Origin of the sequence: Veillonella parvula (assembly GCF_002005185.1) — a bacterium.
Lineage (GTDB): Bacteria > Bacillota > Negativicutes > Veillonellales > Veillonellaceae > Veillonella > Veillonella parvula_M.
Genome location: NZ_CP019721.1, coordinates 249739 through 275520, shown reverse-complemented (window position 1 = coordinate 275520; position 25782 = coordinate 249739). Strand labels below are relative to the sequence as shown.

21 protein-coding genes are annotated in these 25782 nt (G+C 40.1%); 10 read left to right on the top strand and 11 right to left on the bottom strand.

Annotated elements, in window-relative coordinates; all coding sequences use genetic code 11:
• Window positions 1-114: 114 nt before the first annotated feature.
• Window positions 115-1482, bottom strand: coding sequence for an NCS2 family permease (locus tag B1A77_RS01365; RefSeq protein WP_077707676.1), 1368 nt, complete (start codon window positions 1480-1482; stop codon window positions 115-117).
• Between the two features lie 146 nt (window positions 1483-1628).
• On the opposite strand from B1A77_RS01365, the gene B1A77_RS01360 reads away from it, so the two are divergent.
• The 3 genes from B1A77_RS01360 (at window position 1629) to aroD (ending at window position 4662) form a co-directional block, all read left to right on the top strand.
• Window positions 1629-2048 (top strand): RrF2 family transcriptional regulator, encoded by a 420-nt coding sequence (locus tag B1A77_RS01360; RefSeq protein ID WP_008602288.1) that lies wholly within the window; start codon window positions 1629-1631, stop codon window positions 2046-2048.
• A 263-nt stretch (window positions 2049-2311) separates the two neighbouring features.
• Window positions 2312-3556, top strand: coding sequence for an MFS transporter (locus B1A77_RS01355; RefSeq protein ID WP_077707675.1), 1245 nt, complete (start codon window positions 2312-2314; stop codon window positions 3554-3556).
• Window positions 3557-3867: 311 nt separating this feature from the next.
• Entirely contained in the window at window positions 3868-4662 is a 795-nt protein-coding gene (aroD, locus tag B1A77_RS01350) for a type I 3-dehydroquinate dehydratase (protein WP_077707674.1), read from the top strand.
• A 131-nt stretch (window positions 4663-4793) separates the two neighbouring features.
• Here the strand turns inward: aroD and B1A77_RS01340 are convergent, their stop codons facing one another.
• From B1A77_RS01340 to aroF, 7 genes are all read right to left on the bottom strand, one after another.
• The gene (locus tag B1A77_RS01340; RefSeq protein ID WP_004694948.1) at window positions 4794-5399 is read right to left on the bottom strand and encodes a type II toxin-antitoxin system RelB/DinJ family antitoxin; all 606 of its coding nucleotides are present in this window, start codon (window positions 5397-5399) and stop codon (window positions 4794-4796) included.
• A gap of 334 nt (window positions 5400-5733) precedes the next feature.
• On the bottom strand, window positions 5734-6969 hold the full coding sequence (locus B1A77_RS01335) for a shikimate kinase (protein WP_077707673.1): 1236 nt from the start codon (window positions 6967-6969) through the stop codon (window positions 5734-5736).
• A 124-nt stretch (window positions 6970-7093) separates the two neighbouring features.
• Window positions 7094-8233: a bifunctional chorismate mutase/prephenate dehydratase gene (locus tag B1A77_RS01330; protein ID WP_077707672.1), complete on the bottom strand. Its 1140-nt coding sequence runs from the start codon at window positions 8231-8233 to the stop codon at window positions 7094-7096.
• Entirely contained in the window at window positions 8220-9314 is a 1095-nt protein-coding gene (aroC, locus tag B1A77_RS01325) for a chorismate synthase (RefSeq protein WP_077707671.1), read from the bottom strand. The genes B1A77_RS01330 and aroC overlap by 14 nt, the downstream gene beginning before the upstream one ends.
• A 74-nt stretch (window positions 9315-9388) precedes the next feature.
• Window positions 9389-10657 (bottom strand): 3-phosphoshikimate 1-carboxyvinyltransferase, encoded by a 1269-nt coding sequence (gene aroA / locus B1A77_RS01320; RefSeq protein WP_077707670.1) that lies wholly within the window; start codon window positions 10655-10657, stop codon window positions 9389-9391.
• Between the two features lie 10 nt (window positions 10658-10667).
• Window positions 10668-11720, bottom strand: a complete 1053-nt coding sequence (aroB, locus tag B1A77_RS01315) for a 3-dehydroquinate synthase (RefSeq protein WP_077707669.1) — start codon at window positions 11718-11720, stop codon at window positions 10668-10670.
• 74 nt (window positions 11721-11794) lie between these two features.
• A complete protein-coding gene (gene aroF / locus B1A77_RS01310) occupies window positions 11795-12808 on the bottom strand; it encodes a 3-deoxy-7-phosphoheptulonate synthase (protein ID WP_077707668.1) in 1014 nt (337 codons plus the stop codon).
• Window positions 12809-13281: 473 nt separating this feature from the next.
• On the opposite strand from aroF, the gene B1A77_RS01305 reads away from it, so the two are divergent.
• Together B1A77_RS01305 and B1A77_RS01300 are read left to right on the top strand one after the other, a co-directional pair.
• Window positions 13282-13698, top strand: coding sequence for a GNAT family N-acetyltransferase (locus tag B1A77_RS01305; protein WP_077707667.1), 417 nt, complete (start codon window positions 13282-13284; stop codon window positions 13696-13698).
• Between the two features lie 101 nt (window positions 13699-13799).
• Complete coding sequence (locus tag B1A77_RS01300) at window positions 13800-14258, top strand: DIP1984 family protein (protein WP_004694959.1); 459 nt, start codon at window positions 13800-13802, stop codon at window positions 14256-14258.
• 381 nt (window positions 14259-14639) lie between these two features.
• Here B1A77_RS01300 and B1A77_RS01295 read toward each other — a convergent pair whose 3' ends face one another.
• The 3 genes from B1A77_RS01295 to B1A77_RS01285 form a co-directional block, all read right to left on the bottom strand.
• Window positions 14640-15668, bottom strand: coding sequence for a ribonucleotide-diphosphate reductase subunit beta (locus tag B1A77_RS01295; protein ID WP_038123980.1), 1029 nt, complete (start codon window positions 15666-15668; stop codon window positions 14640-14642).
• Window positions 15669-15816: 148 nt separating this feature from the next.
• Window positions 15817-18099, bottom strand: coding sequence for a ribonucleoside-diphosphate reductase subunit alpha (locus B1A77_RS01290; RefSeq protein WP_077707666.1), 2283 nt, complete (start codon window positions 18097-18099; stop codon window positions 15817-15819).
• A gap of 283 nt (window positions 18100-18382) precedes the next feature.
• A complete protein-coding gene (locus B1A77_RS01285) occupies window positions 18383-19942 on the bottom strand; it encodes a hypothetical protein (RefSeq protein ID WP_077707665.1) in 1560 nt (519 codons plus the stop codon).
• Window positions 19943-20089: 147 nt separating this feature from the next.
• On the opposite strand from B1A77_RS01285, the gene B1A77_RS01280 reads away from it, so the two are divergent.
• The 5 genes from B1A77_RS01280 (at window position 20090) to B1A77_RS01260 (ending at window position 25779) form a co-directional block, all read left to right on the top strand.
• A complete protein-coding gene (locus tag B1A77_RS01280) occupies window positions 20090-21262 on the top strand; it encodes an iron-containing alcohol dehydrogenase (protein ID WP_077707664.1) in 1173 nt (390 codons plus the stop codon).
• Between the two features lie 24 nt (window positions 21263-21286).
• Complete coding sequence (locus B1A77_RS01275) at window positions 21287-22117, top strand: hypothetical protein (RefSeq protein WP_077707663.1); 831 nt, start codon at window positions 21287-21289, stop codon at window positions 22115-22117.
• A 12-nt stretch (window positions 22118-22129) separates the two neighbouring features.
• A complete protein-coding gene (locus B1A77_RS01270; protein WP_077707662.1) occupies window positions 22130-22966 on the top strand; it encodes a hypothetical protein in 837 nt (278 codons plus the stop codon).
• A gap of 166 nt (window positions 22967-23132) precedes the next feature.
• Entirely contained in the window at window positions 23133-24452 is a 1320-nt protein-coding gene (locus B1A77_RS01265; RefSeq protein ID WP_077707661.1) for a dicarboxylate/amino acid:cation symporter, read from the top strand.
• A 289-nt stretch (window positions 24453-24741) separates the two neighbouring features.
• A complete protein-coding gene (locus tag B1A77_RS01260) occupies window positions 24742-25779 on the top strand; it encodes a nicotinate-nucleotide--dimethylbenzimidazole phosphoribosyltransferase (protein WP_077707660.1) in 1038 nt (345 codons plus the stop codon).
• Window positions 25780-25782: the final 3 nt, after the last annotated feature.

Below are 25782 nucleotides of genomic sequence, written 5' to 3'. Positions count from 1 at the left end.
ATAGGTTCTTTTAGTATAGTAATATATATTTTGGGTTTGTAGCGTATTAGTGATTTTATAGCTATCGAATATAAAGTAGCTTTCACTAATAGCATCATTATGGGTATACGTTAATTAGAAGAATACGTAGCGAATAATAACGAGAACCGCCAATACGTACATAATCCAGTTAACTTCTTTTGCACGGCCTGCAATGATTTTGAGTAGAGGGTATGCAATGAGACCTGCAGAGATACCGTTAGCGATGCTGTATGTGAACGGCATCAATACGATAACGAGGAATGCAGGGAAGCCTTCTGTCCAATCATCGAAGTCAATATTGCGAATGGCACCTAACATGAGGGCACCTACGATGATAAGAACAGGAGATGTGGCTGCATTTGGAACCAAGGATACCAATGGAGCCAAGAATAAGCAAATTAAGAAAAGTACGCCTGTTGTGACAGCTGTTAAACCTGTACGGCCACCAGCCCCTACACCTGCCGCACTTTCAACGAAAGCCGTAATTGTAGAAGTACCGAGCAATGCACCGGCACTAACACCGATAGCATCTACGGTCATGGCTTTCCCAAGACCTGGGAATTTACCAGATTTAGGATCTGCGATTTTCGCCTCTGTAGCGGTACCAATCAAAGTGCCCATAGAGTCGAATAATTCTACAAATGTGAAGGAGAAGATAATCGTAATTAAGCCCATGTGAAGAGCACCAGGAATATCTAATTGCAGGAATGCTGCTTTGGAGAAATCAGGAATAGCCAATACGGTGAAGTTCTCAGGCATTGTGGAAAGGCCTGTCGCATAGGAGATGATTGTTGTTACTAAAACGCCAATCAAGAGGGAACCTTGAATTTTGCGAGCCATCAATAAAGCTGTAAAGATGAGGCTGAATAGTGCTAACAATGTTTCACCACTGTGCAAATTACCAAGCGTTAAGAGTGCCTCAGATGCTGGAGGGACTAAATTACCATGTGTCTGTACAACCTGACCTAAGGAGTTTGGAGACAAACTAATGGAGATGGCCATCAAGCCGGATAACTTCAAACCGATGATAGAAATGAAGAGACCGATACCAACGGTAATGGCAATTTTCATGGAGGTAGGGATGCCTTCAACAATCATTTGTCGCACCGACGTAAGTGTTAATACGAGGAATACGAGACCTGAAATGAATACCGCACCTAATGCTGTTTGCCAAGATACGCCCATACCGAGAACTACAGTAAAGGAGTAAAATGCCAAGAGGCCAACTCCTGGAGCGAGAGCAATTGGGTAGTTTACGAATAAACCCATAGCAATCGTCACAAGACCTCCACCTAAGGCTGTGGCAATGAGGACCGCATCCTTATCCATACCTGCAAGACTAAGAATGTTTGGCGCCAAGAATAGGATGTACGCCATCGTGATAAACGTAGTGATACCTGCTAAAATTTCTGTTTTAACGGTTGTACCACGTTCACTGAGTTGAAATAATTTATCTAACATTAGATAAAATCCTCCCTATATGAAATTAAAATCATACCTAAATAAAGATATTTCGATATATGTATAGTGTATCATATTTCCCACCATTTTTTGTATGAATTTGTGATATACTATTAATATATTATGAATGATATAGAGGTTAACTTATGAAAATATCTACAAAGGGGCGTTATGCCTTACGGATATTGGCGGATATTGCAGAACATGGGGTAGAAAAAAATGTACCGATTCGTGAGATCGCAGAACGCCAAGGATTTTCCGATAAATACTTAGAGGGGATTGTATCTCGTCTATCCTCCGCGGGCCTCGTTAAAAGTGGACGTGGCAAATACGGTGGATATCGTTTGGTGAAAGATCCATCTGAATACAATGTATATGAAATTTTATATGCCGCAGAGGACTCCATTGCTCTCGTGTCTTGTTTAGAAGATGATGTAGAACCGTGTCCTATGTTTAATGACTGCTTGACAGCTCCATTGTGGCAGTATTTACAAGATGAGTTCCGACATGTTATGGAACATGTTTCCTTGCAAGATGTAATGGATCACAAATTTCCAACGGAATAATTGATAGCTTTTAAAGTTTTTGTATGAGCAATTTTTGCGAATTACTACATTGTATAGCTATCTTTTAAGTTAGTTTTTATGGAAAGAGTCGCGTTTCGTATGCGGCTCTTCTTTATATATGAAATTAAAATGTAATAACATCTTATGAATAGTAACCTAGATTGAAATCTAAGTAGAACTGTAATTTAAATGGAACTGTAATTAAAAGTGATTTATGTGTATATTAGTTTATCTAAACGATTTTATGCGGAAGGGAGGGTACTATGAGTACAAGTGTATATGATGATCGAGGCGGCATGCGCAATGTATGGATTATTACAGCTAGTATGACGGTGCTAGCCATATGTTATACAATGATAATTCCTTTTCTGCCAATATATCTGTTGGAACTCGGTGTTCCTAAGGATGATGTGGCACTTTGGTCTGGTCTCGTCTTTGGTATTACATTCCTAATCGCTGGCATTATGGCGCCAATTTGGGGGAAAATTGCAGATAATAAGGGCAAGAAACGGATGGCTCTACGAGCTGGTTTCGCAATTGCCTTTTGTTATGTTCTCATCGGTATGGTAACGGATCAGTACCAATTGTTGATGGGCCGTGCTTTAGTAGGTTTTGCTAACGGCTTTTATCCTGCGGCGATGACCATGGTCTCCCTCAGTGTGGATGAAAAACAGGTGGGCCGCGCTCTTGGCATATTCCAAACAGGTCTAATTTTAGGTAATGTCGTCGGTCCATTTTTGGGCGGTGCCGTTGAAAGTGTTGTAGGTATGCGTCCTGTGTTTTATATTTCAGGTATAGCCGTATTCATTGCTACTTTGGCAGTATTGTTCCTTGTAAAGGAGCCAAAGCTAAATGTAGAAAATATAGCTTCTAATGAACAGTCCTCAAAACCGGTAAAATCTACCTCTTTACGAGAGGATTTTAAAGTAGTTCAGGAACAACCTGTATTAGTAAGACTTTTATGGATTTTCTTCTTTATGCAATGTGTGATCATGATGCTACAGCCTATCTTGGCGCTTTATGTAGGTGATATGCAAGGCACTATGGAAGGGGCTGCTATCATTTCGGGTACAATTCTTAGTATCGGTGGTTTAGCTGGTTCTTTAACGACTAACTTATGGGTGCGCCTTGGTGAGCACCGTGGCTACTTTAGAACCATTTCCTACTGTATGCTTGGTAGTGGTGTTGTTCTCTTACTTCAAAGTTTACCAGTAGGTATTTGGTGGTTTGGTGTACTACAAGTGCTAATTGGTTCTTGTATTGTGGGCATCAACCCATCTTTGAGTGCAGCCGTAACTCTCAATACGGATCCAAGCTTTAGAGGTCGCATGTTTGGTATGACGACGACAGCTCAACAATTTGGTTCTATGGTAGGGCCTGTGTTCGCAAGTATTGTATCTACCTACATTGGGATATCCTATGTATTTAGTATTACAGGTTTGTTATTACTCTATATGGGATTCCAATCACGGAAACTATCTGTTCAACATGATAAATATAGTGTGTGAATTAGAGTTTAACAAGCTCCTTACTAATATATATTGGTAAGGGGCTTTTACTTTTTTATGCTTTTTTTATAATACGAGGCTTTCAGGTACAGACCGTTTATTGGTAAGCGGTCTTAATCTAGGGTATAAGAAAAAGTGATGTTAATCGTTAATCTAAGAATACTGTTTTAGTGCATAATAGCAGGCTTTCATACGTTTTTAGTGAATAGCAATTCAATATGAGCCGATTGATTGCTTTTACAAAAATATTGGTATATAGTTAGTTTAAGGTAAGTCATTAGTCTCACCGTGTGGGACAGAAAGGAGTTATTATGGTCCGTATCGGTCATACTGTACTCGGCGAAAAGGGCACAAAAATATGCGTGCCTATTGTGGGCACAACAATGAAAGAGATTCTAGATGCCACCGCGGTCGCATGTAATACACCGTGTCACGTAGTGGAGCTACGCATTGACTATTTCGAGCGGGCCCACTCCATTGACGCTATTATTGAATTATTAATGCTCATCAAGCCACAACTGAAAGGTCGTGGGTTGCTCTTTACATGGCGCACCAAAGGTGAAGGTGGGGAAAGAACGATTTCTACACAAGATTATTTTACAATGCTAGAGCGTTTGATTCCTACAGGATTGGTGGATGCTATCGATATTGAGCTGTTTTTTGATCAAGATAGAATGCTTAAAACGATAGAGTTTGCTAAGGTTCATGGAATCACTATTATCATGAGTAACCATGATTTCCATGGTACACCGAGTCGTGAAGTCATTGTAAATCGACTCATTCAAATGAAAGAGTTCTTGGCCGATGTGCCAAAGATTGCCGTTATGCCCCACACAACTGGTGATGTATTAACGCTCCTTGAAGCAACGGCTGAAGTGAAAGCTTTGTATCCTTCGGATCCAATTATTACGATGGCAATGGGAGAACTAGGTACTGTTACACGCACTGCAGGTGCTCTATTTGGAAATGCCATGACCTTTGCCTCTGCTGGTAAAGCATCGGCGCCAGGTCAAATCGATGTGCATGCTTTAAAACGAATTTTAGATACTATTGATGTAGATGGTGTATTTGACGAACAACAACATAAACGGGTAAAAGTGCATTAAAAAAGTCGGCGAAAGCCGACTTTTTTATATGTTTTGTATTTCTTGTAGTATATTCATTTTTGAAGGGCGGATATAAAAAATATATATGTTATTATTAATGACTTTATATAGAATATTTCAGCTCTCCAAATTTATAAATCTTCAAGGAGTTCATTAAAAATTTTTTCCGCAGGTTCACCAATTTCTTTTTCTGCTTGATTTAGCCCTAATTGTATTCTTGTAGTTAAATCTTCTTCAGTCCAGAAATCATTATTAATAGCATCAATCCATTCTGGACGGAGGATAGTAGGTGGAATATCCTTATTAAATTGTATTTGTTTAGATACAAGTGTAACTGTTTGTGACATGGTTAATCCCATTTCTTTTAGAATAGCTGTTGTTAGTGTCTTAACTTTAGGATTGATACGGATGTTAAGAACTCCTGTCTTATCGATTGTATCGAAGGATATTTCTTGATTTTCTTCTCTTGGTGTACCATACGCACCTATATGATCTGAGGCTTTTAATGTAGTTTGTGGTTGTTCATAGGTGCCGTTGTTGAGTGTGCTTGGTGTAGGTGTTTCATCTATAGGTGCCGTTGGTAATGCAATGGCAAACGGAATGCGACGCTCTTTGATGATTTGGCGGAATAGTGCATCTAGCATAGAGGTGTATGATAGACCTTGTGCTTTTAATATGCTAGATACTTCTTGTTTTAGATCTTCGTTGATACGGACTTGTAGGTTTACGGTTTTCATAGTATCTCTCCTAGTATTCTTTTGGCTTATGACTGAAACATCTTGGTTATATTGTTGATTTTATGTTAAAAAGTATTTAAGTTACTCAATCCTATTTGTAATTACATTGTAATTGCAAATGTAGTTTTCTACCAATATATATAATACATAGGAGACCTAAAAAAGCAGTAGTTACCCTGAGGATAGCTACTGCTTTTCAGTTTATATCATGTATGTCATGATATGAGTTTTAGTTTTATCTAAAAATACAGATGTAAATGCTCTCACTTCTAAAAATGTAGAAGTCCTTACTTATATAGAGGAAACAATCTTATAAATACCGTTATATAAACTCTTACAATAAGTTTGCTTCGAAGTCTTCTAGTATAGCCGCTACTGTTTCCGGTGCATTACGATTATGTTCTACGATGCATTGTGCAAAGCTTTCATACATTGGAGTGCGAGTTTCTTCGAGTTCACGTAAGCGCTCTATACCGCCACTAGAGAGAACACGACCTGACGTAGATAGCTTTTCTACAGGCTGCGTTAATTGGTAAATACGACCATTTTGACGTAGATGTACATAGTTTTTAGGTACTGTTACACAGCCGCCACCAGTGGAGATGACAAGGCCAGTTTCTGTGCCTAATTTTGCAATCATTTCTGCTTCTTTTTCACGGAATGCTGCTTCCCCTTGCTCCGTAATATATGTGGATATATCACCGATTTCTTTTGCTAACTCTTGATCGACATCAATACAAGTACGGCCCATCTCTTTGCCGATTGCCTTGCCTACAGTTGTTTTCCCAACACCAGGCATGCCGATGAGGATGATATTTTCCTTTTCACGGCGCATATCTCGCAAAATTTGCTCGATTTCCTTGGTGCCAAAGCTTTCACCTTGGAAATGATTAGCTGCCTCAACGCCTTGTGCCACGAGGAAAGGTAGACCATCACAATGAGGAATATCCATCATTTCTGCTTGTAAAAGCAAAACGGTACGGCGCGGATTGTAGATGAGATCTACAACGCCTTCTAATTTGGAAAATTGCATAATATCTATCAGGCTAGCCGGATTATGCGGATACATCCCGATAGGCGTGCAGTTAATGATAATCTGTGCTGTTTCGTAGTAATTAGGTGCATCGGTATAGAGCGGAGCTGTTTTACGGGATAGATGCGTGATGCTCTTAGCACCTAGATCTTCAAGAGCCACGTGAACGGTAGCAGAAGATGCGCCATCGCCAAGGATGATGCACTCCTTATCAGATACATCGATACCAGCGTGTTTTAGGGTGAATACAAATCCATCGTAGTCTGTATTGTAACCATGCCATTTGCCGTCTTTACGGACCATAGTGTTTACACAGCCAATGCGTTCCGCGCGAGGGTCAACTACATCGCAAGCCTCAAGGGCATTAACCTTGTAAGGAAAGGTAATATTAATACCTTGTAATTCTGGATTTGCGAAGAACTCTTGCAGTTGGCTCGGTTCTCGTTCAAATAATTCATAATTAGTATTTCCCAAAGCATTGTGGATGCGTGGGGAAAAGCTATGGCCCAACGTACGGCCAAGTAAACCAAATTTCATAGGACCTCCTAGGTCAATATACACAAAATGGCTAATAGGCTGTCACCTATTAGCCATTGGAGTTTTAAAACTATATCCATTGTACTATATATGCCATTAATAAGCACTACTATAGAGGAAAATATTAATTTTCAGGATAATTACCGAGCAAGCGGAATTTATCTTGCGATGCGTGGAGTTCTGCCAACACGGAGAGTACTTTTGGATCTGCTAAGGATGCTTCCAAATCAAGGTAGAACAAGAATTCAAAGTTATGTCCTACGATAGGGCGGGACTCAAGTTTTGTAAGGTTTACACCGATGTTAGCAAATTTGGTGAGCAATGTACCAAGGCCACCAGGTGCATGACTTGCAGTGGTTACAACAGAGATTTTATTGGCTCCTGGGTATACGTGGAAGTCCTTACTAATACAGATAAAGCGCGTATAGTTGTTGTCGCTATTTTGGATGTTTCTTAGCAATGGAGACAAATTATATAGGTCTGCACATTGAGGTGCTGCGATAGCTGCCACACCTGGGTCATCACTAGCCGCTACGAGCTGTGCAGCTCGAGCCGTGTTGTCATAGGAGCGTAATTCTACGCCTTCTAACTTATCTAGGAAGTGACTGCATTGGCCCAACGCTTGAGGGTGGGAAATTATGGTATGGATATCTTCTAGTTTAGTGCCTTTTTTTACGAGCAAGTCATGAGAAATCCAAAGGCGCGTGCCGCGAACGATATAGCATTTGCGCTCTTCTAAGAGGTCATATACTTCTTTTACAGAACCATTGGAGCTGTTTTCAATAGGCAATACACCGAATTGACATTCGCCTGACTCTACGGCATCGAATACGGCACGGAAACCCGTTACATAATGGATTTGGCTGAGGGGTAATAATTTATCACACGCCATTTGAGCATTGCTGCCGAATACGCCGGCGCAAGCTACACTGCCCCGTTGAGGTGGCAAAGTAGGGGATTGGTCAATGGCTTTTTTCATTTTTAAAGTGAATTCATTGTCTTGGAATAGTTGCTCAGATTGGTAGGTACGACTCAAGCTAAATAATGCTTCAAAAAAGCGGCGTGCATATAGATCGAGGTCTGGACCTGCATCTTTTGTTACCTTGTCGAGGATGTCGCGCTCTCGTTTGGCATCGTAAATAGCCTTATTCATTTCTTTTTTTGCAGCCGCTACGTCCTTAGAGAGTTCCATGCGCTCTTTGAAGAGGGCTAGCATTTGGTCGTTTATATCGTTAATCTTAACGCGTACTTCATCTAAGTTCATGGTCAATATCTCCTAAGAAATCAAGAATGACAAGGGCCGTAACGGCTTCGATAACAGGTACAGCACGAAGCGCTACACATGGGTCGTGACGACCTTTAATGGTGAGCAACGTGTCCTCTTTTTGTGAAAGAGACACAGAATATTGTTCCTTATAAATGGATGGAGTAGGCTTGATGCCCACTTGCATAATGAGGGGCAAGCCGTTGGTGATACCGCCTTGAATGCCACCGCTATTATTGGTAGTTGTTGTGATTATATCGCCGTCCATGGTGAAAGCATCGTTCACTTCTGATCCAAGGCGAGAACACATGTCGAAGCCACCCCCAAAGGACACGCCTTTGATGGCAGGTACGCCAAAGATCACGCGAGCTAATCGGTTCTCGATGCCATCAAAGTTTGGATTGCCTAAACCAACTGGCAATCCTGTAGCGATAACCTCTACGATACCACCGGTAGAGTCGCCGTCTTTTTTTAGTTTCATGACCAAGTTTTCTACTTCAGAACGCTTGTCTGCATCGACCATAGCGATAGGTTCTGTAGCGATTTCAGAAAGTGCTTTCATATCTGGATGAACCATATCGATAGGAGTATCTTGGATTGTACCAACTTGTTTTAAATGACCGTGAATTTCGATACCTTTTTCACGTAGTAGTTGAAGGGCGATGCCACCAGCTACGCAAAGAGGTGCTGTAAGACGTGCCGAGAAGTGGCCGCCACCGCGCATATCTACCTTGTCACCATAGCGCATGCGAGCCGTAAAGTCCGCGTGAGATGGGCGAGGAATGTCGCGCAAGTTATTGTAATCACCGGAGTGCTGCGATGTATTGCGAATCATAAATGCTAATGGAGATCCACTGAGCATGCCATCTACCATACCTGATAAAAATTCAGGTATATCGGCTTCTTTACGTTGCGTTTGTAATTGGTTTTGACCTGGCGCACGGCGCTTTAAGAAGGCTTGTAGCTCGTCGATATCGATGGTATGTCCACAAGGGAGGCCTTCTACGATACCACCGATGGCGTACCCATGAGACGCGCCAAAGGTAGATACTTGTATGGTTTTACCGAAATTAGATGCCATTATATTAACTCCTACTTATAGTATGTATGACTAGTATTCTTATCTATTGAAACGCATTAGCTGTTACTAGGACGCTATACTTGCTGTGCATTGCCACCTAGCATGTTCCAGTCTTCAAAGAAGTCTGGATAGGATTTTGTGATAGCTTCGCTATCTTTTAATGTCACAGGATTTTCACTAATGAGAGCCATCAATGTGCCTGCCATAACGAGGCGATGGTCGTTAACACAATCACCTTGTCCTCCTTTTAGTATACCACTACCGATGATATATAGGTCATCACCATCTTCTCGGACAGTACCGCCTAAATCTCTCACGAGATTAGCAACGGCTTCGAGGCGATCTGATTCTTTTAACCGTAAGCGAGCACCATTAACAAAGGAGCTTTCACCTTGGATAGAGCAAGCGAAGGCGGCCATAACTGGCAACATATCGGGCATTTGCTCGAGGTCGGCATGGATTGGCTTACTAGCGCGACCTGATACAGTGATATTCATGTCGTCCCATGTAATAGTGCACCCTGAGGATTCGATGACCTGCATGATGCGGCGGTCAGCTTGTACAGAATTCTTGTTCATACCTGTAATTGTAATAGGTTTGCCTGTCATAGTAGCGGCCACCATCCAAATGGCCGTGTTAGACCAATCCCCTTCGATTTGGTAATCGTTCTGTCCTTTGAAAGTAGCATTAGCCGCTACCGTAAAGGATTCTTGGACTGTGTCAGCGGCAGGTATATGGTCGACTGTTACGCCGAAGTCTGCCATCGTTGTAGTTGTCAATGTGACATAGTCGCTAGATTGAAGTGGTGTCGTAGATATAATTGTAGCGCCTTCACATTGTGGAGCTGCTAACAATAATCCAGAGAAAAACTGGCTACTCACATCGCCAACCATACAGAACTTTCCACCTTGGAGACGACCTGTCATGGTGAATGGTGGTTTATCTTGGGAGAATGTTACGCCGTGAGCTTTCATTTCACCGAGCATGGGCTCTAAAGGGCGATCTGGTAAACGCCCTTTAGCATCCACATCTACCTCATTACAAATGGATGCTGCTACTGGTAATAAGAGGCGCAATGTAGTGCCTGATTCGTGTGGAACAAGATTGCCCTTTGTTGGTGCAGGACCCGGTGTAACAGTGATAACTTTATTTTCATACACAATATGTGCTCCTAAGCCTCGTAAGGAGTCCATAGTGGCATCGATGTCTTTAGAGGTGCGGCTCAGTAGTATGGTAGATGACGAGTTTGCGAGAGCTGCGCAAATCAGCGCACGGTGTGCATGAGCTTTTGCAGGGATGGACGCGATAGTCCCTGTAGGGATGGCGTTCGTTACAGAATGCATATAAATCTCCTTAATCTAAATAGGTAGCAAGTTCCTCGTGCGTTATTACCTTGAGTTCGCTGTGACCATAGCTAGTAGGTACTACGATTTTAATGGTTGCTCCTTCGCTTTTTTTGTCGTGCTTAGCGGCAGCTAGAATCTCTTCTTTGCTTATCGTTGTTGTGGTTGGCAAATCGTGTGCTTTGATGAGGGCCTTTAATTTCTCTAAAGCCTCCGTATCTAATTCTCCATGTTTGACAGCACCTTGTGCCATGAGGACCATGCCAATGGCAACGGCATAGCCATGATGCACTTCAAAGTGGCTCGCTTTTTCAATACCGTGACCAAAGGTATGACCCAGGTTTAGGAGAGCACGTACGCCAGACTCGCGTTCGTCTTGTTCCACGATATCCGCTTTTGCTTGTACGCAGCGGGCAATAACGCCACTTACACTACTGCGATGTTTAATTAGTGGTCTGTTCTCGAGTTGAGTGAGTAAACCCGGTACGTCGAGGAAACCGTATTTGATAATTTCACCGCACCCATTAATCCATTCCATTTCAGGTAATGTATTGAGTGTAGCTGGATCACAGAGGACAAGGATAGGTTGTTTGAAAGCGCCCCATAGGTTTTTGCCGGCTTCGAGATTGACCGCTGTTTTACCACCTACAGAGGAGTCTACTGCGGCTAATAGGGATGTAGGAACTTGAACATAGTCGATACCACGTAAATAGGTCGCTGCCGCAAATCCTGCCATATCGCCTACAACACCGCCGCCAAGGGCGATGAGCAAGTCTTTGCGAGTCAATGATTGGGCCGCCATGTATTCTACTAAATCGATGAGTTGATGAGCATTTTTGGAGCTTTCACCAGCAGGGAAAACATAATCACAAACAGCATAACCCGCATGTTCCATATTAGCTTTCACAGAGTCCAAATAGTGGGGCGCTACATTACTATCACTGACGATGATAACACGACAATTTGGTTTTAATGGTTTAATATAATCGGTGATGCGTTGTAAAGCGCCTTCCTCGATGACAACGTCATACGGTGTGGACGCGTTAATATGGATGCGAGTCATGATGGTTCCTTTCATAAAAGAATAAGCTAGTATCTATTATAACGGATACTAGCTTATTTGTGTGGTATTTGAGATTATTTAGTGCATTCCACCAATGCTTGGCGCAATGCGATAATTTCTTTCATAAGGCTAGTGAATTGGTCTGGACGCAATGCTTGAGGGCCATCGCACAATGCTTTGGAAGGATCATTGTGAACTTCAATCATAAGTCCGTCTGCACCGCCGCCTACGGATGCAAGTGAAAGCGGGCGAACCATGCGGCTCATACCTGCTGCGTGGCTAGGATCCATGATAATTGGCAAGTGAGATAATTCATGCATCATAGGAATTGCTGTTACGTCTAAGGTATTGCGAGTCTTAGTTTCGAATGTGCGGATACCGCGTTCGCATAATACAATTTGTTCATTGCCTTCGGACATGATGTACTCAGCAGCCATCAACCATTCTTCGTATGTGGCAGATAAACCCCGTTTTAATAGAACTGGTTTATTCAATTTGCCCACTTCTTTTAAAAGCGTGAAGTTTTGCATGTTACGAGCGCCGATTTGAAGCATATCTACATTATCGAAGTATTGTAATTGGGAGATATCCATAACTTCGGAAACGATAGGAAGACCTGTTTCTTTTTTAGCAAGCTCTAACAATTCTAAGCCTTCTGGGCCCATGCCTTGGAAGGAATATGGGGATGTACGAGGTTTGAAAGCGCCACCCCGAAGGATTGTGGCACCAGCTTCTTTACAAGCTTTAGCAGTGGCTAATACTTGTTCAGGTGTCTCTACAGAGCAAGGACCGGCCATTACTGCGAAGTGACCACCACCGATAAGTGCACCACCTACATTGATTACAGAATCATCGGGATGGAACTTGCGGTTTGCTTTTTTGTATGGCTCTTGAATGCGAGTTACTTTATCTACGAAATCTAGGGACTCGATTTGACGCGCATCAAGAGATGCAGTATCACCAATCAGACCTAGAATATTGTATCGTGTTCCTTCTACTGGGTGGATAACAAATCCTTGAGCCTCTAATTCACTGCGTAAACGAGATACTTCTTCTGCTGCTGCATTTTGTTTCAATGTAATAATCATGATAATTCCTCCTTGTAACTACAGTGAATAGTTGGGCTGACCATACGGATAGCAAACAAAAAAGGCTACCCGTAATCTAATACGGGTAGCCCTTTTACTATTCTAAGCAACTAATGTTGAATAATCCTTAATTAGCGCATCACAAATAGTTCCTTACCCGTACGTTGGATAAAGAACCAATAAAAGTATTGCTTTGCTGTGAGGCTAATTTGGTTAGTCATCTTTGGTTGCTCCTTTCTAAAATGTTGGGTATAGTATAAACCCAAATGATAAAATTATGCAATACCTAAAAATGAATTTCATGGAAGTTTTAAAATATTTTTGATGTGGGAATTAATAGGAACTGAGATGCTTTGTGGTATTAATCGTATTTTTGATATAATAAAAACAAGAAGTTTTCATTGTTTATAGAGTATTTCGTAATACGCCTAAATCGATTCTTATAAATATGCTTATAATCAGAAAGGGCACCTATGATTATTCAAATCTTAGATCATATAACAGAGGAAATAAAACAAATTCGTGTCGATGTATTTATGAAAGAACAGGGGTTTGAAGACGAGTTTGATGAAATCGATGAGACTGCAAAGTTTGTGCTCTTATCCATTGATAGTAAAGCGGCTGGTACGTGTCGATATTTTCCAAGTGACACAGTTGGAGATGCACATATTGGGCGCATGGCGGTACGTAAGTTGTATCGTGGACAACATTTAGGTACTAAGATCATGATGGCCTCCGAAAATGCTATTCGTCGTGACGGCTTTAAAACGTGCTCTTTGTCAGCGCAAGTACAGGCCAAACCATTCTATGAATCCCTTGGATATCGTGCTGAAGGGGACGAATACCTTGATGAAGGCTGTCCGCATGTGATGATGCGGAAAGTATTATAAGCTGTTCAATAGTGTTGTATAATAAGAATTGATGGATATATTATTATTGTACATAGTATTTTATAAGTAAATTGATATATCTTTTTGAGAGGTGAGAGTTTATGAAACTAGCAGAAGCATTACAAGAACGATCTGATTTAAATTATAAAATAAGCGATTTAGAGCTTCGCTTAACTCAAAATAGTTTAGTGCAAGAAGGGGAAGTACCGAATGAGAACCCTGAAGAACTTTTGAAAACATTAGAACAATGTGTAAATAGACTTCAAAAATTAATTGCAGATATTAATTTAACAAATTGCAAAACTATTATAGAAGGTCGATCTATTACTGAAATCATTGCCGAAAAAGATTGCGCTGCTTTGCGCCTAACTGCTTATCGAACATTGGCATCTAGCGCAGGTAGTATTAATTTCCGTGCGAGAGGGTCTGAGATTAAGCTAATGCCGACCGTGAATGTGGCAGACGTCCAAAAAGAAGCTGATCATATCGCAAAACAAGTCCGCTTATTAGACAATCTATTGCAGTCTGCTAACTGGACAACTGAATTGATTGAAAGCTAATCATAGTTGGTAGTTTGAAACAGGGTGGACACAAAAACTTTTGCTTTTACCAAGCTTATTATGAATACATTCATGGGGCGAATGAAAATCTACGGTGTAGGCCTATTTGCGCACAAATGTATTGATACAATTTACAATGTATAACCATGTGTCAACTGTAAAAACGAGGGTGGCGTTTGGGGACTATATTTCTAGCAACATATACACTGATATGATAGTATTTTGTTTTTTAGAGATAAATAGGAGAGAGCTGTTTAAACTTGCAGCAATTCCTCATAACTAAGGTTTAAAAAATCATGAAAAAAGAGCTGATAGCGTTATAGCTATTAGCTCTTTTCTATTGGCCCGTACGTCCTTAGATATTGTATTTTATAACGTCTATTATTCTAAATCGTCAAAGTCAAATGCTGCCGCTTTTGTATAGTTTGTAACTTTTGCTTCGAAGAAGTCAGTTTTTGTACTATTCAAGTTGGAGAAGCTTTCAATCCATTCCATAGGGTTTTCCTTGATTTCAGGATATAGATGAGGCAAGCCGATTGCTTCTAAGCGGATGTTTGCAAGGTATTTGATGTAACGTTCGATAAGAACATTGTTAAGGCCGAGGATTTTATCATCAGTGATGTACTGACCCCAAGCGATTTCGTTCTCTGCACCTTGGCGAATCATGTCCGTGATTTTTGCTTCTAGTTCAGGTGTGAACAAGTCAGGGCGTTCACGACGTAACTCGCGGATGATGTTTTGGAATAATACGAGGTGAGTTACTTCATCGCGGTTGATGTATTTGAAGATTGTGGATGTAGCTGTCATCTTACCTTGGCGTGCCAATGTGTAGAAGAAGCTAAAGCCAGAGTAGAAGTAGATGCCTTCTAAGATATAGTTAGCGATGATTGTATGAATAAGGTTTGCTTCACTAGGATCATCGCTGAAACGTTGGTATGCATCGGCGATGAAACGGTTACGTTCAAGCAATGTTTTATCTGTACGCCATTCGTCATAGATTTTGTCACGTGTAATCGGATTTGTTACAGTGTCCAAAATGTAGGAATAACTTTGAGCGTGAATTTCTTCTTGGAATGCTTGAATATTTAATAAGGATGCCACTTCAGATGCTGTAATATAGCGGCTCAAGTTAGGCAAGTTTTCAGATTGAATAGAATCAAGGAAGTTCAAGAATGCAATGATTTTGTCAAATGCACGACGCTCGTAATCTGTTAAGTATGGGAATTGCTTAACGTCTTCGTTTAAGGAAATCTCTTCAGGAATCCAGAAGTTGTTGAGCATTGTGCGGTACATTTGGTTAGCCCAGTCGTACTTGATACGGTTCCATTCGCGAAGGTTTGTGGTATTACCGCCAATCATGGATTGCGTGCCACGTTCGCCATGTTCGTTAAAGATCAGTTTTTTATCCATAGTAGGACTCCTTTATACAATGATGCGACCTATACGGCTATAGGTCGTCATCAGATTTATAGTGCTGGTGAAAGTATCCTTCTCGAAATCGGTACTCTCTATTTATAGTGAATAGGTTTTGCAAAATATAGCAATTATATTTCCAATATTAGGAGGAGCAGCTAGTGCACTCATCCATTTCGAGGGATTGATTACGGATATAGTAGATTGTTTTAATCCCTTGTTTGTAGGCTTCTACGTAAAGGTCAAGAATTTCTTTCGCTTTCATTTGAGGCGTAATGTACAAGTTGAAAGATTGTGCTTGGTCAATATGACGTTGACGTACGCCACAAGCTTTGATGGACCATTGTTGGTCGATTGTATGCGCCTCTTTGTAGAGCCAGAATGTTTTGTCGTTCAAATCTGGTGCAGTTTTTGGTGTGAAAGAACCTTTCTTTTCTTCGATGAAGAATTTTTTGAAGATAGGGTCGATACCAGCTGTTGTATTTGCAATGTTAGATGTAGAACCTGTAGGAGCTACGGCCATTAAGTAACCATTGCGGATACCGTATTTTGCAACGTCTGCAGCCAGTTGTTTCCAACGATCAGATGTGTAGCCACGACGAGTGAAATATTCACCAGTTTCCCATTCGGAACCTTTGAACGCAGGGTACGCACCTTTTTCTTTAGCAAGCTCCATAGAAGCTTTAATCGCATAGAATGCGATGTTTTCAAATAATTTGTCCGCTACTTCGATATGTTCATCGGATTCCCATTGGATATCATGATTTACGAGGTAGTGGTGATAACCAGAAGTACCAAGACCGATAGCACGGTATTTATCAGAAGTCATGCGAGATTCTGGTACTGGCGCTTGGTTGATGGAAATAACATTGTCTAACATGCGAATTTGAAGGGCAATATTCTCTTCCAATTCTTCGTCCGTAATGCGGCCAAGGCTGATGGAGTTTAAGTTACATGTAACCATGTCGCCTGTATTTGTTTTTGTAGTAATTGTACCATCTTCATTGATGATTTCTTCAGCTAAGTTAGTGAAGCCAACGTTTTGTGCGATTTCGTGGCACAAGTTAGACGCGTAAATCATACCTGCATGTTTGTTAGGATTTGCAGCGTTTACAGTGTCGCGGAAGAAGATGAATGGTGTACCAGTTTCAACAGCAGAACGCATGATTTTTTTCATCATATCTAATGCTGGTACTTCGATGCCGTGTAAGTTAGGATCTTGTTCACATTCGAGGTAACGTTTTGTGAATTCTTTATTGTCATCAGTATCGTAATAGTCCTCTAAGGAATAGCCCTTTACAGCCAAGATTTCATGAGGATCGAAGAGGGTGAAGTTTTCACGAGCTAACATACGTTCCATGAAGATATTTGGAACGGAGATAGCAGGGAAGATATCGTGCGCTTTGCGACGATCATCACCATTATTTGTACGAAGTTCTACGAATTCATAGAAGTCTTTATGCCAAATATCAAGTGTTACTGTAGCGCCGCCCTTACGTTTACCCAATTGGTCTACTGCAACTGCAGTATCATTGTACAAGCGGATCCAAGGAATAACGCCACCAGAGGAGTTTTTAAAGCCGCGAATATCGGAGTTCAATGCACGAACTTTACCAAGGTAGATACCAAGAGCACCACCGTGTTTAGATACGCGAGAGAACTTGCTATTTACGTCGTAAATGGACCATAAGTTATCATCTACACCAGAGATAAAGCAAGAGGACAATTGGTGGAATGGTGTACCAGCATTTGCCAAAGTAGGTGTAGCTGTCGTCATTTTTAATTGACTCATCAAATCGTAGAATTTCTTAGCGTATTCTACTTTATTTTCCCCTTCTACAAGAGCCAAATGCATTGCGATAGCCATGAAACGTTCTTGAGGTAATTCAAAGATTTCTTTGTTAAAACCTTTTACCAAGTAACGGTCAGCCAATAATTTGAGACCTTCATAGTTGAAGAGATAGTCGCGCTTAGGTTTGATATAATCGCCTAATTCTTGCAATTCGTCAGCTGTGTACTCTGTAACGAAGAAGTCTGCGTATTTTTTCTCTTCTACAAGCATGTTGACTAGATTTGGGAAGTTTCCGTAGCCAAATGCTTTGTAACGGCGAGTAATAGCGGCTTCTTTATAGAGATCGAACAAGAATAGGCGGGCTGCTACGAACTGCCAATCTTGGTTCATTTTATTAACTTGGTTGCCGAAGCCGTCGTCTTTTTTAGATATAACTTTTTCGATAGCTGTTTGGACTAAAGTCTTTTGAATTTCTTTAGTAGTCATGCCATCAACGAATTGCAACTTCGCATCCATTTCCAATTCTAGTGGATCACAAGAATCTAACCCCAAACATGCGAAGGCTATCATTCGTTTCGTTTTTTCAACGGACAACGGCTCGAAATGGCCATCCCGTTTCTTGATCATAATCTCCATTACTGTTCCCCTTGAGAGCAAAAAGTCATAAAACTGTTAATATAGTCGTATAAGCATATATAAGATTAGAATGAATTATATAAAATATCTTTAAGTTGAGTCTAATCAGAAAAATAAGAAAACTACTATATATGGTAGTTTTCTTATTTGGCTTATACATTATGTTACGATTATAGCGAAAAAAATCTATATATTCAATATTGACATTTGGAAATTTTTTAATATAGTTTTACAAAAAAATGTCGATATGGCTGAAGATGCCTTAAATTACTAGCTTTCATAATTAATTATATAATACGCTAAAAATAATTCTTCGTGCGCTGTCTTGATATGCGTAGTAGGAGTGGATTAAGAGTTTATATCCCGTGCCTTCTATAATGACTGAATCTGAAGCTGTTTTTGGTACAGTGAGGAATTTTTCATATATATGATGAACCTCGGTCACGCCATTTGGTAGAGATACCTCTAAATCAAGGCCTTCATTGATGAATCTAAAGTTGATAGATTCATAGGATGCTGTTGGTATGTCAGCTGTACTATCAGCAGGCTCACGTACTTCTAATTCGATGTTAGAAATGAATTTATTATATCCTACAAGCGAAATAACATGAGGTTCTTCAACGGCCGTAAAGCTGATAAACTGAATATTTCGTTCCTTATATATTTCCGTTGCTCCTAGTTTTGAAGAATCCCCCTGTATAATCGTCCTGCCATAGTCTGTAAAATCAGGGTTAAATGTTTCTGTAATAGGCAAGTATACGTGCCATTGACCGTCAATTTTCGTATAGTTTGTAAACTCTCGATGGGATGTGTAACCGATAAAAGGCATTAAAAGGACTGCACCTAGGGCGAGCGCCATAATCGTTGTATGGATCGATGGAGTCAAACGCTTTACAAAGGAGTATACATTATGTGCTAAGAAGATTAGATTGAATGCGGCTACGTAAATCGTATTGAGCCAGAGTACGGGCTCATTTATTACACGCTTGCCAATCAGGATTAAGCATAATATTGTAATCGTAATAAATAAGAAACATAGGATCTTTTGTGTCTTGCTGCTTTCACTAGACCTGAAACTAGCCAAGTAAAATAGATAGAAAATGGCTACATACGGATAATATGTGTAAAGGAACCGTGCATCTTCACGGAGGCCTAAGAGGATCAATACCAAGTAGACATTAGCTAGAATACCTGTAATGATGGAAGCCTTTGGTAGTATGATTCCAAAAACAACATTATAGAATGTATTTGGTTCTGGCGGTCCATCAAGCTCCTCTTTGTAAGTGCACAGCATGGACATACAGATAAATATATTAATAGCGGCTAGTACTTTAAAGATTAGATCATCAAAGGTAAATGGTTTGTTCAGAATGATGAAGAAAAACCATAGAGTCATTATTATGACGACATTGTACAGTGTTGATGTAACAATGGTAATACCAATTCGTTTCAGGCGATTGATGATTTCGCCGATGTAGTATTCTCCAGGCGATGTAAAATATAGAGCAATCATAGAGTACAGCCATAGATATGATATGTTTTCTGTGGCTAGCTCAATGCCTCGTATGTGATGGTACGTTTCATGAATCGTATATAGACCAACGCTGATACCTATGCTTAATAATGTATATACTACGGAGAACTTTCGATCTCGTGTTATATATGATTGTAGTATGACGATGAAGAAATACAGCCCATAGAACCAAAGGTCTATATCGGTAAACCAATCTTGCTCTAGATAAAACGGTGTACATGAAAATACGGCAATTAATGCCAGTAATATAGGTGACTGCGTTGCTAGGTCACGCAGCGAAGACCATAAATGTGTAATTGCAGATTTCATAGATTCTCTCCCTTTATAAAAATAAATGCCCCCTCTTATCTGTAGTATACATGTTTTCTAGTGAAAGTCCTATGAGGTTTTACAGGCGTCTGAATATACATTACAATAACATTAAGATCTAGTATTTATAGAAAAGAGGTCGTTCACATGGAGTTCTCTTATTTTTTACCAGTACATATCCAATTTGGTTGGGATAAAGTCGATAGTGTTGCTGATTTTGTTAAGCCTTATGGCAATAAAGCGCTCATCGTAACAGGGCGGACAAGTGCCAAAAAATCTGGACTATATGACCGTGTGACGGCAAAACTTGATGCGGCACATATTGAACATGTATTGTTTGATCAAGTGGATGCCAATCCCTTAACGACGACTGCATTGGACGGCGCTGCTTTAGCTAAATCTGAAAGCTGTGATATGGTTATTGCCATCGGTGGCGGCTCTATCATGGACTGTGCAAAAGGCATTGCATTTATGTCCGTTAACGAAGGTGACATTAACGATTATATCTTTAATCGTAAAACCAGTGATAAGGCGTTGCCTCTTATTGTAATTCCTACAACCTGTGGCACTGGTTCCGAAGGTAATGGCTTTGGTGTACTTACTAATTCCGAAACAGGAGACAAGAAATCCTTGCGATGTAATGCCATCGTACCAAAGGTATCCATTGTAGATCCTGCTGTAATGGGTACAATGCCTCCTCATGTATTGGCATCTGTGGGCTTTGATGCACTCTGTCATAATATCGAGGCGTATACCTCTAAAACGGCACAACCTTTTACCGATGCATTAGCTCATTATGCGGTAACCTTATTAGCACAATATCTTGTGCCTCTATATAAACATGTGAAAGCAATGGCTGAAAGCAAAACAGCTGTTCTCAACGAAATTCAACTTACAAAAGCTTGGGAGTCCGTTACATTGGCTAGCACAATTGGAGGCATGGTTATTAATACTGCCGGTGTAACACTTGCTCATGGCATGGAACATCCTGCTAGTGGGCTTAAGGATATTACTCACGGTGTAGGCCTTGCCGTTATTGAACCTGTTGCGGTGGAATATACATGGAGTGCAAACCCTGATAAGTTTGGTGCCTTAGCTCGCATATTCAACCACGGAGATGGCTCCGAACTAGGTGAAGCATTACGTTTGATTGTACATGACCTAGACCTTACTACGAACCTTACAGAACTAGGTTTTACGAAAAAAGACATTCCTTGGCTTGTTGATAACGTGTATGTCGTAGCAACCGGCAATATTGCTAATACAATGGCCGATGTGAGTCGGGAAGATATAGAAATGTTGTATAAGAAAATGTTCTAAGTATTGTCATGATAGGAGAGAGTTTTGTTTCAAGGATTTTATGGTTTATTAACGGTTATGCTATGCGTGTTGTTTGCAATCGTGGTAGCGCTATTTAACATAGCACCTATTACATACATGGTTTTTGGTATAGCCATAGTATTGAGTGTGTTACTGCAATATGGTCGCTTTAAGAAACAAACCATATCTGAAAAAGCCCATAGCCGACTAGCTTGCGGTTTATTTATTGTTATAACCCTTTGTATATCTTGGCTCGTAGCTGATTGGCTTAAGTATGATATTAATACAAGCGTTGAACAGTTTGAGGATTTTGAGTACAGCACAACTGATTGGAAACGAGGATGGCCTAATAATAGCGAATTACCAGAAGGTCTTAAATCTCCTGAGCAGCTTCCAGAAAGTATTGATAAGGTATCTATGGTGCGAACAGATGTTGCTTGGGCTACTGCGTACCCTTATCGTTATGTAGTTTTAGAGGGAGACCCTAAAGTAATTGCTCAATATGAGGCGATTGCAAAACAACATGCAGCCTATACAGCTCAAATTGATAAATATAATAGATTACTCGATTTAGAAAGTGGGGAATTGAAGCGGTTTATATCTCATCCTACCAGCTATCGGATTATAGATAGCATTGATGAAGAACCTCTAAACTTACCACAACGAAATTTTATAGAGTGGCTACGCTTTGCACCTCGAAAAGAAACAAAAACAGTAGTCAAGGATACATATAATTCTACGCGGAATCATAGATTATATGTATTTGTTGATGATGGTAATACAAAGAGACCTCATTTTGTGGAACTTTTGATTAGTGATGATGGGACACGGGCTGTGTTTTATCAGTCTAAGTAAGGATTATATATTGTGAATCGCTTTATTAAACTATTACAAATGCTAATAGCCCCTCCTTGTGGTAAACATATCATTCTATCAATCTTATTCTTTGCCTTTTTTCTTTGGGGAAATGCATATATTCAATTACCAGGATTATGGTTTGTAATTGTAGGTGTAATCTTATTATTATCAATAAGAATACAGTTTTATTACTACTTCTATCATTTAATATTACCGAAGAAACACATTTTATATGCTTGGTGTACATTAGTTGTAGCAGTACCTTTATTGCTAATGTCTATTTTTATATATGAGCTCCTTTTTGGAAGTGAAGTTAATGATATATCACGATGGAAACAAAGATGGCCAGTAAAAGCAACAGTATTACCAGAACATTTTAGAAATCCTGATATAATTCCGAAAGGATTGCATCCTATATCTTCAAGGGGGACAATAGAAAGTTTTTATGACTTCACAACTACTATTGTCTTTGAAGGTAGTCCCGAAGATGTAAGAGCATTTGAACACCTTGTTGCTGAATCTTCGGCACCGGGTTTAATTATTACGCCAGAGTTGTTTAAGAATAGAGTTTATTCGTATGAGGCCAACTCTATATTTTTAAAAGGGGATATACAAAGTACCTATGATTTTTTAACAGAAGATTATACAAAGTGGAACTTATTTGTGTGGCTTCTATATGGTCGTCAACTAGCAGGTGGATATTATCAACTTGAACGAGTTCCTACCTATGGCTATACGGTTTATGTTCTACACCGAGAGAGTGGAATTGATCCGTATGTGATTTATTTTTTGTTTAGTCCTGATCGTACTCGTGTTGTCTTCTATGATTTTAAAGTGACGCATTAATTGAATATATTAATCTATATATCAAATTATTTTGGTTTGACAGTGTTAAAACATATCTTTATAATATGTTTTAACAAGAGACTAGGATATAACTACTGTCCCAGCCCTAAGGGCTGGGGTTTCTTTTTATAGTCTCATATAGTTTAGTTTGTAGAGAGGTGTTATTATGGCAGATCAAAAAAATAAAAATGTGGATGCCTTAGCGCAAGAGATTACCTTGAAAAGTCGTGGACAAGGAAAATTGCGTCAGTTCATTTTATGGATGGGGGCTCTCATCATAGGCGCTATCTTAGGATGGCAACACATTCCAGCTCTAAATGAGCTCTTTAATTTTATTGCAGCAGTCTTTACTCGCTTGTTCCAATTCATTGCGATTCCAACAGTGTCTTTAGCGGTTATTACTACATTATCTATGCTAGGTGCTAAAAAGGACACAGGTCGCATCTTTGGTCATGCCGTAGTGTATACATTACTTACTACCATTTGTGCAGCGGCTGTTGGTCTTGGCTTATACCTCTGGATTGCTCCAGGTAACTTACCACTTGATGTAATTGGTGCTGGCGCATCCCAAGTACCAGAAAAACTCGGTACCGTTACCTATTACGATCATTTCTTATCCGTTATTCCAAACAATATCTTGCAACCTTACTTACAAGCTAATGTATTGTCCGTGATGTTCATCTCCGCATCCGTTGGTTTAGCCTTTGCTTTCATGCCACGCACAGAAAATCGTGAAGCGGTGTTGAAAGTGTTATTTGGTTTACAAGAGTTATTGTTCACCTTGATTAAAGCATTGCTTTATGTATTGCCAATCGGCATCCTTGCCTTTGCCGGTCAATTATCTGCACAAATCGAAGCGGGCGTAATTGTTGGTGCCTTAGGTAAATATACGGCTGTTGTTATTGGCGGCAATTTAATCCAATTTTTTATCGTAATTCCATTGTTCTTGTTATTCCGTGGTTTAAACCCTGTAGACGTATTCCGTAAAATGTCTCCAGCCGTAGCTGTTGCGTTGTTCACAAAATCTTCTGCAGCAACGTTGCCTGTTACATTGGCATCTGCTGAGGATAATTTGAAAGCGCATCCTGCAGTAGCTCGTTTTGTATTGCCAATTTGTACAACAATTAACATGAATGGCTGTGCTGCTTTCATTCTTGTTACATCCTTATTCGTAATGCAAAATGCTGGCATGGAATTAACGATTGGCACAATGACAGCCTGGTTATTTATTGCAGTTCTCGCTGCTATTGGTAATGCAGGCGTTCCAATGGGCTGCTATTTCTTGACCTTGTCCTTGATGAGCTCCATCGGAGCACCAATCGGCTTGCTGGGTATCATCTTGCCAATCTATACGATTATCGACATGATTGAAACCGCTGAAAACGTTTGGTCTGATGCATCTGTGTGTGCCATGGTTGACCATGACCTTCAGGGTAAATTGGACGACTCTAGTGGCGACGATATGCCACAATTCCAAGGTGCTTAATTTCGTAGGTTAGATAAGCTTAAGAAAATACCTAATTATATAACTCAAATAAAAGGTTATCCTGTGAGGGGATAACCTTTTTTATCTGCTAGATTGATTGTAATTATATAATGATAATTTCAACTAAAAATATAGATGCTAAAAGACTAAAATTCAAAACTAAATTATATTTTTAAAAACTAACAATAGTCATATTACTAGGTATGTATTTTATGTTATACTTTCAGATAGAATAATATCGAATTAATAGAAGGCTAGTTGGCACATTAGTTGTGGACTAGAGATTAGAATGAAAGATAAGTCAGTATTACCTATAGAGAAACAATTAAATAAATTTCTCCAACCGAAATGTCTCATCCCAGGAGGTCTTGGTTTATGGGAAATGTATTTTCGCAAAATTTGCACGGCTTGGGGCGAGATTAATGGTGAAATTCGACCACAGCATATCATATTTTCTGCCGATAATGGTTGTAACATGGAAGGCTATGTAGGTTATAACTATGAGGTGACACAAAAGCAGTCTCGTAATATGTTACTAGGGCGTTCATCGGCGACACAATTTTGTAACTTTAACAATATTCCTTATGAGGTTGTAGACGTAGGAATTGCCTCAGATGATGGTATTGGTGTGGATCGCAAAGTAGCGAAGGGTACAAAGAATATTTTGAACCATCCTGCCATGGCTGACGATGAATTTAATAGCGCCTTTCAAGCTGGATATGAACGGATTCAACATTATGTAGAACAAGGAATCAATCTGTTCTCCTTTGGTGAAATGGGGTTAGGGAATACAACAACCTCTGCTTGTGTTTTGTCTGCATTAACTGGAGCCAAGCCAACGGAAACCGTAGGCCCTGGTTCCTGGCCAGACAAACCAGAGCTGATGAAGCGTAAAATTGATTTTGTTCGGTCTGTTTTAGAGCATCATAAGAACAATATAGTTTCTGAACATGAGTCTGACCGAGTTCGTAAAATCGTAGCTCATGTAGGAGGCTTTGATATTGCTGCTATTCTTGGGGCGATGCTAGCTTGTGTAGATTTTGAAAAGCCTTTTGTTATTGACGGTTTTATAACATCTGTGGCAGCTGCTTGTGCAACGCACATAAACGCTCGTGTTAAGGACTATGCATTGCCATCGCATTATTCTAAAGAAAAAGGTACGGAAATCGCTTTAGCTGAGGTGGGAATCACTCAAGACATGGTTCCTATTCAAGCACAAATGTCGATGGGAGAAGGCACAGGAGCCATTTTGATGGTGCAAATGCTAAAAACAACGCAGCATATGTTTGTAAATGTGGGCACCTTTGCAGAGCTGATGAAATTATAAGGA